Origin of the sequence: Aurantimonas sp. HBX-1 (genome assembly GCF_021391535.1) — a bacterium.
Classification (GTDB): Bacteria; Pseudomonadota; Alphaproteobacteria; order Rhizobiales; family Rhizobiaceae; genus Aurantimonas.
Genome location: NZ_CP090066.1, coordinates 3588553 through 3601802, shown reverse-complemented (window position 1 = coordinate 3601802; position 13250 = coordinate 3588553). Strand labels below are relative to the sequence as shown.

Below are 13250 nucleotides of genomic sequence, written 5' to 3'. Positions count from 1 at the left end.
TCCCGGCCGGAAAACCTGCAAACCTGTTCGACAGGTGCATCGGGGAACGGTGGGTCAGCGCAGAATATATCGTCCGATCAGCCGTCGCGGCGCCGGTCATTCTGGCTTCGATTGAGAGGGGCAGAATATATGCTTTGAGATGTTTTTCAACCGCCCGGTGTCAGAAAGGCGGCAATATGGAGGCAAACGGGTGCGGCAGCCGGTGCCTATCCCCTTGGGATAAAAGGCAGCGGGGCGTTTCGCCGGATTATTTGCCGGGGGGCTCCGTCCCGGCCTCGCCGCCTGCCGGCGGATAGGGCGGCAGGGTCCGCTTTGGCGCGGTGCCGTAGGTGATCTGCGTCAGGTACAGCCCGTCCGGCGGTGCCACCGGGCCGCAGCGCGTGCGGTCGCGCGCTTCCAGCGCGGCGACGAGGTCCGCCTCGCTCCAGCGCCCTTCCCCGACCAGCTTCAGCGTGCCGGCGAAGGAGCGGATCTGGTTGTGCAGGAAGGACTGGGCCCTCGCGTGGATGTGGATCTCGTCTTCCGGGCCGCGGACGACGTCCAGCTGTTCCAGCGTGCGGATCGGGTTCTTCGCCTGGCAGTGCGCCGAGCGGAACGTGTCGAAATCATGCGTGCCGACGAGCCGCTGCGCCGCCGCGTGCATGGCGCCCACGTCGAGCGGCCGCGATACCCACCAGACCCGTCCGGCCAGCAGGGCCGGCGGGGCGCGGCGGTTGAAGATGCGGTAGAGATAATGCCGTTGGCGGGCGGAGAAGCGGGCGTCGAAATCCTCGCCGACGCGCTCGACCGCGAGGATCGCCACCGGCTTGTCGCGCAGATGCGCGTTCAGCGCGTCGCGCACCACGTCCGTCTCCCAGTCGCGGGCCAGATCGAGATGCGCCACCTGTCCGGTCGCATGCACCCCGGCGTCGGTGCGGCCGGCGCCGAACAGCGTCGCCGCCTCGCCCGTAAACCCCGCCACCGCCCGCTCGATCTCCTCCTGCACCGACAGGTCGGCCTTCTGGCGCTGCCAGCCGCAATAAGGCGTGCCGTCATATTCGATGGTGAGCTTGTATCGGGGCATCAGCGGCAATTCGCCCTTTGCGGCATGCGAAGCGATCCTGTCCTACATGGGACCCGCGCCGGACGGTACCGGGGCACGGCGCCGTCCTTCCGCTACGTGCCGCTGGCGGCGACCAGCCGGGTTCCGGCGGCGAACGGCGAGCCGCGCAGCCATTCCTCGGCCGGCATCGGCTTGCCGCCCGGCCGCTGCAGTTCCAGAAGCCGAACCGCGCCGGTGCCGCAGGCGACGAGCAGCCGGTCGTCGAGCGTGGTGCCGGCGACGCCCGAGCCCGTTTCGGCCCTCGCCCGAAGGATCTTCACCCGCTCCGACGCGCCGGCGAGCGCCATTTCGACGAACGCCCCCGGCGCCGGCGCGAAGGCGTTGATCTTGCGCGCGATGCTTTCCGCATCGCCGCCGAAGTCGATCGCCGCCTCGGCCTTGGTCAGCTTGCGGGCATAGACCGGCTCGCGGCCGGTGCGTGCCGCCAGCGCGTCCTGGTCCTCGAAGGTCAGCGTGCCGGCCTCGAGCTTGGCCAGCGCCTCGACCATCAGCGAAGCCGCCATTTCGGCCAGCCGGTCGTGCAGCTCGCCCGCCGTCTCGGCCTCGCAGATCGGCGTTTCGGCGGTGAGCGCCACCGGGCCGGTGTCGAGCCCGGCTTCCATCCGCATCACCATCATGCCGGTGACGGCGTCGCCGGCCTCGATCGCGCGCTGGATCGGCGCCGCGCCGCGCCAGCGCGGCAGCAGCGAACCGTGGCCGTTGAGGCAGCCGAAGCGGGGCGCGTCGAGGATCTCCTGCGGCAAGAGCAGGCCGTAGGCGACGACCACGCCGACATCGAGACCGAGCGCCTCGAAGGCTTCGACATCGGCCGGGTCGCGGAAATTGATCGGGCTGCGCACAGCGAGTCCCAGGCGCTCCGCCGCCAACTGGACCGGCGAGGGGGTGAGGGTCAGGCCACGGCGGCCGGCCCGGCGCGGCGGCTGGGTGTAGACCGCCGCCACCTCATGCCCGGCCGCGACGATCGCCTGCAGCGTCGGCACCGCGAAGGCGGGCGTGCCCATGAAGCCGACGCGCAGCGCCATCGCTCAGGCCGTCGTCTTGCGGGCCGCCGCCTTGGTGAACTTCTTCACCACCATGTCGCGCTTCAGCTTGGAGATGTGGTCGATGAACAGGACGCCGTTGAGATGGTCGATCTCGTGCTGCAGGCAGGTGGCGAGGATGCCGTCGGCCTTCTCCTCGTGCAGCTTGCCGTCGAGACCGAGATAGCGGACCGTCACCTCGGCCGGCCGCTCGACCTCGGCATAGTAGTCCGGGATCGACAGGCAGCCTTCCTCGTAGACGTTCACCGCGTCCGACTGGGCGAGGATCTCCGGGTTGAGATAGACGCGCGGCGTCTTCTCCTCGTCCTCCTTGGCGACGTCGATGACCAGCAGCCGCAGCGGCTCGCCCACCTGGATGGCGGCGAGGCCGATGCCGGGCGCGTCGTACATCGTCGCCAGCATGTCGTCGGCGAGGCTCTTGAGCGCTGCGTCGACGCGCTCGACCGGCCTGGAGGCCTGGCGCAGGACCGGATCGGGAAGGATGATGAGGGGTCGGATCGTCATGGCGCTCAGGTAATCGCTGGCGCGGGGCCGGTCAATCGCGCCGGCGCCTGCCGGCGATGCGCTGGCCGGGATTCGACGCGCGTGACAGGATGTTCCTGTTTTGGTCCGATTCGTTTACGAATCGCCGCTAGGGTCGCGACATGGACAGTGCCGCTTTCGCCGACTTCATCGCCCGCCCGCTCGGCAACCTGTTCGGCCATCCGATCCTGCCGACCGAGATCGCCTTGGCCGCTCTCGCCCTCCTCTTCTTCGTCCTCTGGCGCGGCGCCGCCCGCCGTGCCGGACGGGCGGGGGAGGCGGCCGAGCGGGAGGCGGAAGCGGCCGACCGGCTCGACGCGGTGCTGCAATCGCAGGCCGAGATCACCGGCCGGATGCAGACCATGGCCGAGATCTTCGGCGCGCGGCAGGCCGATCTCACCCGCACGCTAGCCGAGCGGTTCGACGGGCTGTCCTCCCGGGTCGGCCAGTCGATCCTCCAGACCACTCACGACACCAAGGCCTCGCTCTCGGCGCTCGCCGAGCGGCTGGCGGTCATCGACCGGGCGCAGGGGGAGATCAGGGGGCTTGCCGGCGAGGTGGTGCGGCTGCAGGATATCCTCGCCAACAAGCAGTCGCGCGGCGCCTTCGGCGAGGGGCGCATGCAGGCGATCGTTGCCGACGCGCTGCCGAGCGCGGCCTATTCCTTCCAGGCGACGCTCTCCAACGGCAAGCGGGTCGACTGCCTGATCCGCATGCCGAACGGCGCGCCCGGCCTCGCCATCGACGCGAAGTTTCCGCTGGAGGCTTTCTCGGCGCTGCGCGAGGCGGCCACCGACGATGCGCGGGCCTTCGCCGCAAGCCGGATGCGGCGCGACATGGACGTGCATGTGAAGGCGATCGCCGAGAAATACCTGATCCCCGGCGAGACCCAGGACACCGCCTTCCTGTTCGTGCCGTCCGAGGCGGTGTTCGCCGACCTCCACGAGCATTTCGAGGACGTGGTGCAGAAGGCGCACCGCGCCCGGGTGGTGATCGTCTCGCCGTCGCTGCTGCTCCTGTCGATCCAGGTCGTCCAGGCGATCCTCAAGGACTCGCGCATGCGGGCCGAGGCCGGCCGCATCCAGCAGGAAGTGCGGCTGCTCGCCGAAGACCTCGCCCGTCTCGACGCCCGCGTGACGGCGCTGAAGGGGCATTTCGGCCAGGCCGGCCGCGACATCGACCAGATCCTCGTCTCGACCGACAAGCTGATGCGGCGCGGCGAGCGGATCGAGGCCGTCGGACTGGGCGATGAGGGCGGCCTCGAGCCCCTGCCGCACCGGAGCGCCACCCTTTGAGAGTCGCGGCGAAGCACTCGCCCGCATTCAACTTCGCGTGAGCGCATCGGCACACGGAAAATTGCATACGCAACCGTCTTAAGAAAAAGTAAATCCTCGTCGCAACCAAACGGAAAGAGCCGCGTTACTTGGGCTGTCACCGTTTGGTCAAAGGGGGATGACATGTGGCGCCGGGCCCGGGTTCTTATTGCAGCGATGGCACTGGCGACGACGCCGGTGGTCGCGCATGTGGCCGGCGCACAGTCCTTCGAACTGATCTCCGCTTACAACCAGCAGACCGACGCCGCGTTCCGCAAGGGCCTGCAGACGCGGCTTGCCTGGACGGGCGACTACGCCGGCGCCTTCGATGGCGAGATCGGCGCGTCGTCGCTGCGTGCCATCCGCGACTTCCAGGCACGCCACGGCATGGTCGCTTCCGGCATCATCGACGAGCCGATGCTGAAGCTGCTGGTCACCCTCTCCGACGAAGCGCAGGCGCGCCTCGGCGCCACGCTCGTCGATGACGGCACGACCGGCGCGCGGCTCCTGCTGCCCCTGGCGCTGGCCGAGGATCGCGGCGAGACCGAGGTCGGCAATGTCTGGCGCTCCGCCGACGAGTCCATCGAGATCGAGACGATCCGCATCGCCGACACCGGCCAGACGCTGAACGGCCTCTTCGAAGTGCTGAGCGAGCCCACCGACGACCGTACCGTCGCCGACGCCACCTTCGGCGGCGAGTGGTTCGTCGTTCGCGGCAGCGATGCCGGTCGCAGCTACTACATGCGCTTTGCCGGCCGCGGCGGCGACCTCAGGGGCTTCGCGGTCTCGTACGAGGCTGACGAGGCCAGCCGTATCGCGCCCTATGTCGTCGTTGCCGCCAACCTGTTCGATCCTTTCGCCGCAGAGCCGCAGGCGCCGATGGTGGCCGCCAACCAGCCGAATGCCTTCTCCTCGCTGCTGGCGCGCAAGCGCGAGCAGGGCATTGGTGGGGCCGCCGACGCGCAGTACGCGATGGCTTCCATCGACCCCACCCAGCCGAACCTCTTCGAGGTGCCGGGCGAGGCAGTGCCGCAGGAAGCCCCGGCCTTCGACATGGCGGGATCGGGCTTCGTCGTGTCGCGCGACGGCTGGCTCCTGACCAACGCTCATGTCGTCAACGCCTGCACGAAGGTCCTCGTCGGCCAGAGCGATGTCGTGTCGCGGACGATCATCGATCCGACGAACGATCTCGCGCTGATCAAGGTCGACCGGGCCATCGGTGAGCCGCTGGAGATCTCGGTCGAGAAGCCGCGTCTCGGCGAGGACATCCTCGCCCTCGGCTTCCCGCTTCGCTCGATCCTCGCCGATTCCCTCAACGTCACCCGCGGCAACGTTTCCTCGCTGCTCGGCCTGATGAACGACGAGCGCTATCTGCAGATCTCGGCCCCGGTCCAGCCGGGCAATTCCGGTGGCCCGCTTGTCGACCTCGCCGGCCGCGTCGTCGGCGTCGTGACCGCCAAGCTGAACGCCGTCGCGGTGGCCGACGCCACCGGCGACATCCCGCAGTCGATCAACTTCGCCATCCGTCCGGGCGCCGCCACGGCCTTCCTCGAGGCCAACGGCATCGACTACGAAGAGGCCGACCCGGCAGAGCCGCTCGCCAGCGTGCCGGACGCCACGGCCGAGGTGAAGGACTCGATCTTCCCGGTCATCTGCGTCGGCGGCTGAGCCGCCGGCTTCCCTCCGACACGTCGCATCCTGACAAGCGGTACCGTTTCGCGGAACGGCTCGTTCCGTCACCCGTTGCTCCGCAATGAAGCAATCCCCGATGCAGACGGAGCAGACCATGTCAGGCCAAGCAGACCAGCCTTCCGACTCGACACTGATCCGCAGTCAGCAGGACAAGGACACGCCGGAACACATCGCCCCGGATGAGACCCGTGAGACTGCCGGTCGTAGCGACAGCGACACGCAGAGCCGCCGCGACCGCGAACGCGCAAAGGCCGGCCTTGCGCCGAATGGCCAGGAGCAGATGGCATCGATCCTCGAACAGAATGGCGGCGACGCCGGCGACCGCTCCGTCGAGCCGGACCATCGCAGCGCCACGGACGAGGCGGACAAGGGGCTCGCCCGGCGCGATCGCTCGCTGCTCGGTGAGTGACACGGCTGGCGGCGGAACGGTCCGCCGTTGGCGTCAGCCGCTGATCAGCGGATCGAGCGCAGGAACGTCTTCAGATCGTCGGTGACGTAGTCGATGTGCTCGCCCTCGCGGCCCTCGTGCTCCCAGATCTCGCCGAAGGTCTCTTCGAGATTGTGCGGCACGATCAGCACGGTCTGCATGCCGAGCGCCTTCGGGACCACGAGGTTGCGTGCCAGATCCTCGAACATCGCCGCGCGGGACGCCTCGACCCGGTGCAGCCCCATGAACTTGTCGTAGGTCTCGCTCGCCGGCTTCGGCACGAGACCGGCCGCGACCAGATCGAAGATATCCTCGAAATGGTCGAGAATGCCGAGCTGGCGCGCCGCCCGCTCGGCATGGCCGCGGTCGCCGTTGGTGAAGATGAACTTGCGGCCGGGCAGCGCCTTGATCTCGTCGCCGAGGCTGGGATCGGGGTCGATCCAGGAATAGTCGATGTCGTGGACATATTGCAGGAACGCGTCCGGATCGACGTCGTGCTCCTGCATCAGGCCGCGCAGCGTGGTGCCGTAGCGGCGGTAGAAATCCTTCTGGACGATGCGGGCCTCTTCCGGCGGCAGCGACAGGAACTCGGCAACGAACTCGGTCATCCGCAGGTCGATCTGCGAGAACAGGTTCGAGTGGCGCGGATAGAGCGTGTTGTCGAGGTCGAACACCCAGTCGCGCACATGGGCGAAATCCTGAGGCGTCGCCTCGGCCGTCTGGCGGATGGTTGTCTGTTCGGTCATGTGATCCGGGGGTGAGAAGCTAAGGCGGCCTTGCCAAGCGTCGCCGAATGGTGGAGCGGGTGTATGAGCCCAACCTGACAGGTCCGCCGTGCCGCTCTGGATCCCCATTACCATCGCCGCCGCCTTCCTGCAAAACCTGCGCTCCAGCCTGCAGCGGCAGCTGAAGGGACGGATGGGCTCGACGGGCGCCACCTTCGCCCGCTTCGGCTTCGGCTTTCCCTTCGCCGTCCTGTATCTGCTGGCGCTGCATCGTATCGGCGGCCTCGCCATGCCGGCGCCGAACCCCGCCTTCCTCCTGGCCGTCACGGTCGGCGGCGTGGCGCAGGTGCTCGCCACCTTCCTGCTCGTCTATCTCTTCGCCTTCCGCAACTTCATGGTCGGCACCGCCTATTCCAAGACCGAGCCGGTGCAGGCGGCGATCTTCGGCCTGATCCTGCTCGGGGAGACTGTGACGTGGCTCGCCTTCGCGGCGATCCTTGCCGGTGCCTTCGGCGTGGCGCTGATCTCGGTGGCGGGGCGCGGCGACGTGAAGATCGGCAAGGCGCTGTTCTCGCGCGAGGCCGGGATCGGCATCCTGTCGGGGGCGCTATTCGGCGTCTCTGCCGTCTGTTTCCGCGGCGCGTCGCTGTCGCTGGACGACGGCGGGGTGCTGATAAGGGCGGCGACGACCCTGGTCTTCGCCACCGGCATCCAGACGCTGGTGATGCTCGCCTGGATGCTGCTGCGCGATCCCCTGGAACTCGCCGCCGTCGCACGCGCGTGGCGGCCGGCGCTGCTGGTCGGGCTCGTCGGCGTCACCGGCTCGGCCGGCTGGTTCACCGCGATGACGCTGGAGAAGGTCGCGTATGTCAGGGCGCTCGGCCAGATCGAGCTGGTCTTCACCTTCGCCTCGTCGGTGTTCTGGTTCCGCGAGAAGATCGCCCGGCTCGAGCTCGTCGGCTGTCTGGTCATCGCCGCCTCGCTCATCACCCTGCTCGGCGCGGCGAGCTGACGGTCAGCGGACGATCAGCGTGCCGGCCCCGTGCTCGGTCAGCAGTTCCAGCAGCACCGCGTGGCGGGTCTTGCCGTTGAGGATGACCACCCCGTCGACGCCGCGGTCGATCGCCTCGATGCAGGTCTCGACCTTGGGGATCATGCCGCCGGAGATCGTGCCTTCGCGGATCAGGCTGCGCGCCTCGGCGACCGACAGTTCCTTGATCAGCTGGCCGTTGCGGTCGAGGACGCCCGGCACGTCGGTGAGGAACAAGAGCCGCGAGGCCTGCAGCGCGCCGGCGATGGCGCCGGCAAACGTGTCGGCGTTGATGTTGTAGGTGGCGCCGTCGCGGCCGGGCGCGACGGGCGCGATCACCGGGATCATCTCGGAGCGCGCCAGGAGGTCGAGAAGCGTCCGGTCGACCTCGACGGGCTCGCCGACGAAGCCGAGATCGATCACCCGCTCGATGTTGGAATCGGGGTCGACCACGGTCTTCCGCGCCTTCTCGGCGAAGACCATGTTGCCGTCCTTGCCGCAGAGCCCGATCGCCCACTCGCCCTCGGCGTTGATCAGCGCGACGATCTCCTTGTTGATCGAGCCGGCGAGGACCATCTCGACGATCTTCACCGTCTCCTCGTCGGTGACGCGCAGGCCGCCCTCGAAGCGCGATTCGATGCCGAGCTGGGTGAGCATGCGGCCGATCTGCGGGCCGCCGCCATGCACCACGATCGGGTTGATGCCGGACTGCTTGAGCAGCGCGATGTCGCGGGCGAAGGCCTTGCCGAGCTCGGGATCGCCCATGGCGTGGCCGCCATATTTCACGACCACGGTCTTGTTCTCGTAGGCCTGCATGAAGGGCAGGGCCTCGGCGAGTACCCGGGCGCGGGTCTCGCCGTTGTCGGTGGAGGCTTGGGTCATGGAAAGTCTGCCCTGCTTATGGCGTGCCGGCGGCTTCTAGCCGGAAACGGCGGGGAGCGAAACAGGCCTCGGCCCGCCGCGGGCGTTGCGCCGCCCGCAGGCTGCGCCGGAGTGTCGCGCGGCGATCTGGTCGGGGGCGGCGGGCTGGCGGGATGGCGCGCGTGGTCCAGTTGGAGTGGAGAGCCATCCGGAGACGCTGCATGCCGATCATTCTCCTCCGCTTCGCGTTCTGCGCCTTGGCCATGCTCGCGGCGTTGCCGGCGTCGGCGCAGGACGCCTGGCCCGCGGCGAAGGCGCCGGGCGCGCACATCCTGATGCGCCATGCGCTGGCCCCCGGGACCGGGGACCCGGCGGAATTCGTGCTCGGGGACTGCGCCACCCAGCGCAATCTCTCGGACGAAGGGCGCGCGCAGGCCCGCCAGATCGGCGGGCGCATCCGCGACAACGGCGTCGCCGTCGATGCCGTGCTCACCAGCCGCTGGTGCCGGGCCCGCGAGACGGCCGAACTGCTCGCGGTCGGCCCGGTGACGGCCGAGCCGGCGCTCGACTCGTTCTTCCAGGAGCGCCGGGCGGCCGCCGACCGGACGGACGCGCTGAAATCGCGGCTGGCAGCGCTCGACGCGGCCGGGCGGAAGGCGGTGATGGTCACGCACCAGGTGAACATCACCGCGCTCACCGGCATCTTCCCGGCGTCGGGAGAGATCGTGCTGGTGGCGCTCGGCCCGGACGGCGCGATCCGCGTCGCCGGGCGTATTCCGTCTGGCTAGCGGTCAGCTCTCGACCGCCCGCTTCACGTCGTCGATCGCGCCCGGATCCTCGATCGTCGCCGGCATGTCGAATTCGTCGCGGTCGACGATCGCCTTCATCGTGCGCCGCAGGATCTTGCCCGAGCGGGTCTTCGGCAGCCGATCCACCACGATGACCCGCTTGAAGGCCGCCACCGGCCCGATCCGGTCGCGCACCAGGGCGACGAGCTCGCGCTCGATCTCCGCGCGGTCCTGGCGGTTGGCGTTCTTCAGGACGACGAAGCCACAGGGCAGTTCGCCCTTCAGCTCGTCGCGCATGCCGATGACGGCGCATTCGGCCACCGCCGGATGGCCGCCCACCGCCTCCTCCATCTCGCCGGTGGAGAGGCGGTGCCCGGCGACGTTGATGACGTCGTCGGTACGGCCCATGACGTAGACATAGCCCTCCTCATCGATGAAGCCGGCGTCGGACGTCGAATAATAGCCGGGGAACGCCGCGAGATAGCTCTCCCGGAACCGGTCGTCGGCGTTCCACAGGCTGGGCAGGGCGCCGGGCGGCAGCGGCAGCTTCAGCACGATGGCGCCCATCTCGTTGGCGGCGACCTCGTTGCCGGATGCGTCGAGCACCCGGATGTCGAAGCCCGGCATGGCAACGCCCGGGCTGCCGCGCTTGACCGGCAGCAGGCCGAGCCCCTTCGGGTTGGCGGCGATCGGCCAGCCGGATTCGGTCTGCCACCAATGGTCGATCACCGGTCGGTCGAGCGCGTTTTCCGCCCAGATCAGCGTCTCCGGATCGGCGCGCTCGCCGGCGAGAAACAGCGCCTCGAATTTCGACAGGTCGTAATGGGCCGGCAGTTCGCCCTCCGGATCCTCCTTGCGGATGCCGCGGATCGCCGTGGGGGCGGTGAACAGCGCCTTGGCGCCATGCTCGGAAATCACGCGCCAGAAGGCGCCGGCATCCGGGGTGCCGACCGGCTTGCCCTCGTAGAGGATGCTCGTCGCCCCGCGCAGCAGCGGCCCGTAGACGATGTAGCAATGGCCGACCACCCAGCCGACGTCGGAGGCGCAGAAGAAGGTCTCGCCCCGGTCAGTGTCGAAGATCGCCTGCATCGACCAGAACAGCGAGACCATGGTGCCGCCGTGGTCCCGCACCACGCCCTTCGGCTTGCCGGTGGTACCGGAAGTGTAGAGGACGTAGAGCGGGTCGGTCGCCTTGACCGCCACGCAGGTCGCGGCGCGGCCGGCGTCGAGCGCCGCGAGCCCCGCCTCGCGCAGTTCCGCCCAGTCGTGGTCGCGCCCTGCCACCATGCTGCATTCGAGCTCCGGCCGCTGCAGGATGATCGTCGCCGACACCTTGTGCGCGGCAATCCCGATCGCCCGGTCGAGCAGCGGCTTGTATTCGACCTTGCGGGTCGGCTCGAGGCCGCAGGAAGCCGACAGGATCACCTTCGGCGCCGCGTCGTCGATCCGGGCCGCCAGTTCCGGCGCGGCAAAGCCGCCGAACACCACCGAATGGATCGCCCCGATCCGCGCGCAGGCGAGCATGCTGACGATCGCCTCAGGCACCATCGGCATGTAGATGATCACCCGGTCGCCCTTGCCGACGCCGAGTTCGCCGAGCGAGCCGGCGAGCGCCTGCACCTCGCGCAGGAGGTCGCGATAGCTGATGTGCCGCTGCCGCCCGGTGATGGCGGAATCGTGGATCACCGCGATGGCGTCGCCGCGCCCCGCCTCGACGTGCCGGTCGAGGGCGTTGAAGCAGGTATTGCCTTCGCCGTCCGGGAACCAGCGCCCGTAAACGCCGGCGGCGGGGTCGAAGGCGACGGTCGGCTTCTTCGTCCAGACGAGATCCTCCGCGGCGGCGAGCCAGAAGCCTTCCGGGTCGCGGCGCCAGGCGGCATAGGTCTCGTGGTAGCGGCTGGTCATGCGGTTCCTCCCCGGGGCTTCGCCGGCTTGCCGCCGGTCTGGGCCGTCGGCCGCAATCTAGCGGTCCGCCCGGCGGAACGGAACTGCTGCTTTCGCATCAGCAAGCGGCGGCTGCGAAGCGCCGGAGTCACCGGAAAGCGACACCAGCTTCCGTAAGGAAAGCTACAGCTGCTCAGTGCAGCGTTTGCCGTTGCCAGGGTGCTGCAACCGCGGCAGCATGACTCCCCGTTCAGGTTGTGGGCGGTGCCGGCTGATGTCGCGTCGAACGGGTGGGCATTGGGCCAGGCAGGCGCTGATCGTCGCGGCCGCGTGCTGGCCGACCGGTGCCTTGGCGGGCGCCTGGACGCTGCCGGAGGGAACCGGCCAAGCGATCATCACCGGTCTCTACTCGACCGCCGACAGCGTCTTCGACGCGCACTCGGCCGTCACCGAGCGGCCGGATTTCGAGAAGGGCACGGTCAGCCTGCTGCTGGAGTATGGCCTCACCGACAGCCTGACGCTTATCGGCTCCGGCGAGATCGGCAGCGAACGCGACGGCGACCTGCCGGCCGCGCGGCCATCGGTCTTCGACGCCTCGCTCGGCGCGCGCCTGCGCCTCTTCGAGGCGGACGGCGTCGTCGTCTCCGGCCAGCTGTCGGCACGGCTGGAACGCGCGCAGGCCGTGGGCGACGAGGGCTTTGCCGGCCTCGACTGGACGGCGCCGCAGATCGAGCCGCGACTGCTGGCGGGCTACGGCTTTTCGCTCGGCGACTATCCCGCCTTCGTCGATACCCAGGCCGGCTATCGTCTGGCACTCGGCGACGGTCCCGACGAGGTCCGGCTCGACGTCACCTTCGGGATCAGGCCGTGGGACGACATCGTGCTGCTGGCCCAGAGCTTCTCGACGGTCTCGGCCGGCAGCGACGGCGACTCCTACGCCTATCACAAGGCGCAAGGCTCGCTGGTCTACGACCTCAACGACCGCTGGTCGCTGCAGGCGGGCGGCTTCGCCACCGTCGCCGGCCAAAACGCCTTGCGGGAACGGGGGCTGATCAGCGCCGTCTGGTACCGCTTCTGACCGGGGCGCTCGGCACCAGCGTCGCGGGAACGGAGCGCCGGCTCCGGTCATCAGGGCGGGGCGCCGCGGCCACCGGGCGCTCGGCGTCTGTTGGGCCGGAGGATCGGCCCGCCCGCGACGACGCCGGCATCGACAGCGCCACGATTCCCAGCACGGTGCCGGCCGCGAGCACGACCGCCTGGCCATCGAGCTCCAGCGTCCACAGCGTCAGGAAGCTGACCGTCAGCCACAGGATGGGCGCGAGGGCCAGCAGGAAGCGCCAGCGCGAGCGGCTGAAGGCGAGGAGGCCGAGCGCCGCCATGGCCGTCGGGTCGGGGGCGAGGCCGAACCATTCGAGGCCGTCGAATTCGCGGCCGGTGGCGGACGCCACCAGCGGATGGATGAGCAGCGTGTGCATCGTGACGATCGTGGCGACCAGGGAGCGCGGCGAATTCCGGTCGACCAGCGGGTCGAGACGCCCCGCAAGGGTCCCGACCAGAACGAGCAGCGCGGCCTGGCCGTAGAACAGCCACGCCGGATAGACGGCGGCCCAGTTGATCGTCGCGTAGACGCCGAGGAAGAACAGCGTGGCCGAGAGCGTGAAGGCGGCGGCCATCACCGCCGCGGCGATGCGCATGGCGGCCCGGAGTTTCATCCGGATGGCCACGAGCGTTGCAAGACCGGACAGGACGGTCGCCGCCGGCAACAGCCAGAACGCGCCGTTCATCTGGGCGAACAGCCCCTCATAGGTGGCCGCGTCGAACAGCAGAAAGTCCTGGAGCCGGTAGGTCGTCAGATCATCGAGCATG

13 protein-coding genes are annotated in these 13250 nt (G+C 69.2%); 6 read left to right on the top strand and 7 right to left on the bottom strand.

What is annotated here, in order from left to right:
- Positions 1-247: 247 nt before the first annotated feature.
- The 3 genes from truA to def all read right to left on the bottom strand — a co-directional run bounded on the left by truA (position 248) and on the right by def (position 2646).
- Entirely contained in the window at positions 248-1063 is an 816-nt protein-coding gene (truA, locus tag LXB15_RS17025; protein WP_233949576.1) for a tRNA pseudouridine(38-40) synthase TruA, read from the bottom strand.
- A 92-nt stretch (positions 1064-1155) separates the two neighbouring features.
- Positions 1156-2124 carry a methionyl-tRNA formyltransferase gene (gene fmt / locus LXB15_RS17020; protein WP_233949575.1) on the bottom strand — a complete coding sequence of 323 codons (969 nt, stop codon included), beginning with the start codon at positions 2122-2124 and terminating at the stop codon, positions 1156-1158.
- 3 nt (positions 2125-2127) lie between these two features.
- Complete coding sequence (gene def, locus LXB15_RS17015) at positions 2128-2646, bottom strand: peptide deformylase (RefSeq protein WP_233949574.1); 519 nt, start codon at positions 2644-2646, stop codon at positions 2128-2130.
- 140 nt (positions 2647-2786) lie between these two features.
- Between def and LXB15_RS17010 the strand changes: the two genes are divergently transcribed.
- From LXB15_RS17010 to LXB15_RS17000, 3 genes are all read left to right on the top strand, one after another.
- Complete coding sequence (locus tag LXB15_RS17010) at positions 2787-3959, top strand: DNA recombination protein RmuC (protein WP_233949573.1); 1173 nt, start codon at positions 2787-2789, stop codon at positions 3957-3959.
- Positions 3960-4121: 162 nt separating this feature from the next.
- A complete protein-coding gene (locus LXB15_RS17005; protein WP_233949572.1) occupies positions 4122-5645 on the top strand; it encodes a serine protease in 1524 nt (507 codons plus the stop codon).
- 100 nt (positions 5646-5745) lie between these two features.
- Positions 5746-6078 carry a hypothetical protein gene (locus LXB15_RS17000; RefSeq protein ID WP_233949571.1) on the top strand — a complete coding sequence of 111 codons (333 nt, stop codon included), beginning with the start codon at positions 5746-5748 and terminating at the stop codon, positions 6076-6078.
- Positions 6079-6122: 44 nt separating this feature from the next.
- On the opposite strand, the gene LXB15_RS16995 is transcribed toward LXB15_RS17000, so the two are convergent.
- Complete coding sequence (locus tag LXB15_RS16995; RefSeq protein ID WP_233949570.1) at positions 6123-6842, bottom strand: pyrimidine 5'-nucleotidase; 720 nt, start codon at positions 6840-6842, stop codon at positions 6123-6125.
- Positions 6843-6930: 88 nt separating this feature from the next.
- Here LXB15_RS16995 and LXB15_RS16990 point away from each other — a divergent pair, with 88 nt between their 5' ends.
- On the top strand, positions 6931-7833 hold the full coding sequence (locus tag LXB15_RS16990; RefSeq protein WP_233949569.1) for a DMT family transporter: 903 nt from the start codon (positions 6931-6933) through the stop codon (positions 7831-7833).
- Positions 7834-7836: 3 nt separating this feature from the next.
- On the opposite strand, the gene argB is transcribed toward LXB15_RS16990, so the two are convergent.
- A complete protein-coding gene (gene argB / locus LXB15_RS16985) occupies positions 7837-8733 on the bottom strand; it encodes an acetylglutamate kinase (RefSeq protein ID WP_233949568.1) in 897 nt (298 codons plus the stop codon).
- 200 nt (positions 8734-8933) lie between these two features.
- On the opposite strand from argB, the gene LXB15_RS16980 reads away from it, so the two are divergent.
- Positions 8934-9500 (top strand): histidine phosphatase family protein, encoded by a 567-nt coding sequence (locus tag LXB15_RS16980; protein ID WP_233949567.1) that lies wholly within the window; start codon positions 8934-8936, stop codon positions 9498-9500.
- A gap of 3 nt (positions 9501-9503) precedes the next feature.
- Here LXB15_RS16980 and LXB15_RS16975 read toward each other — a convergent pair whose 3' ends face one another.
- On the bottom strand, positions 9504-11405 hold the full coding sequence (locus LXB15_RS16975) for an AMP-binding protein (RefSeq protein ID WP_233949566.1): 1902 nt from the start codon (positions 11403-11405) through the stop codon (positions 9504-9506).
- Positions 11406-11658: 253 nt separating this feature from the next.
- Between LXB15_RS16975 and LXB15_RS16970 the strand changes: the two genes are divergently transcribed.
- Entirely contained in the window at positions 11659-12462 is an 804-nt protein-coding gene (locus LXB15_RS16970; RefSeq protein ID WP_233949565.1) for a hypothetical protein, read from the top strand.
- Here the strand turns inward: LXB15_RS16970 and LXB15_RS16965 are convergent.
- Positions 12437-13249, bottom strand: coding sequence for a DUF6064 family protein (locus tag LXB15_RS16965; protein WP_233949564.1), 813 nt, complete (start codon positions 13247-13249; stop codon positions 12437-12439). The genes LXB15_RS16970 and LXB15_RS16965 overlap by 26 nt on opposite strands.
- Between the last annotated feature and the right edge of the window lies 1 nt (position 13250).

Bases quoted from the DNA above. Each gene is read 5' to 3' on its own strand.
- LXB15_RS17000 (WP_233949571.1), top strand. From the start codon at position 5,746: ATGCAGACGGAGCAGACCATGTCAGGCCAAGCAGACCAGCCTTCCGAC.
- argB (WP_233949568.1), bottom strand. From the start codon at position 8,733: ATGACCCAAGCCTCCACCGACAACGGCGAGACCCGCGCCCGGGTACTC.
- LXB15_RS16995 (WP_233949570.1), bottom strand. From the start codon at position 6,842: ATGACCGAACAGACAACCATCCGCCAGACGGCCGAGGCGACGCCTCAG.
- LXB15_RS16965 (WP_233949564.1), bottom strand. From the start codon at position 13,249: ATGCTCGATGATCTGACGACCTACCGGCTCCAGGACTTTCTGCTGTTC.
- LXB15_RS16980 (WP_233949567.1), top strand. From the start codon at position 8,934: ATGCCGATCATTCTCCTCCGCTTCGCGTTCTGCGCCTTGGCCATGCTC.
- LXB15_RS17010 (WP_233949573.1), top strand. From the start codon at position 2,787: ATGGACAGTGCCGCTTTCGCCGACTTCATCGCCCGCCCGCTCGGCAAC.
- def (WP_233949574.1), bottom strand. From the start codon at position 2,646: ATGACGATCCGACCCCTCATCATCCTTCCCGATCCGGTCCTGCGCCAG.
- LXB15_RS16970 (WP_233949565.1), top strand. From the start codon at position 11,659: ATGTCGCGTCGAACGGGTGGGCATTGGGCCAGGCAGGCGCTGATCGTC.
- fmt (WP_233949575.1), bottom strand. From the start codon at position 2,124: ATGGCGCTGCGCGTCGGCTTCATGGGCACGCCCGCCTTCGCGGTGCCG.
- LXB15_RS17005 (WP_233949572.1), top strand. From the start codon at position 4,122: ATGTGGCGCCGGGCCCGGGTTCTTATTGCAGCGATGGCACTGGCGACG.
- truA (WP_233949576.1), bottom strand. From the start codon at position 1,063: ATGCCCCGATACAAGCTCACCATCGAATATGACGGCACGCCTTATTGC.
- LXB15_RS16975 (WP_233949566.1), bottom strand. From the start codon at position 11,405: ATGACCAGCCGCTACCACGAGACCTATGCCGCCTGGCGCCGCGACCCG.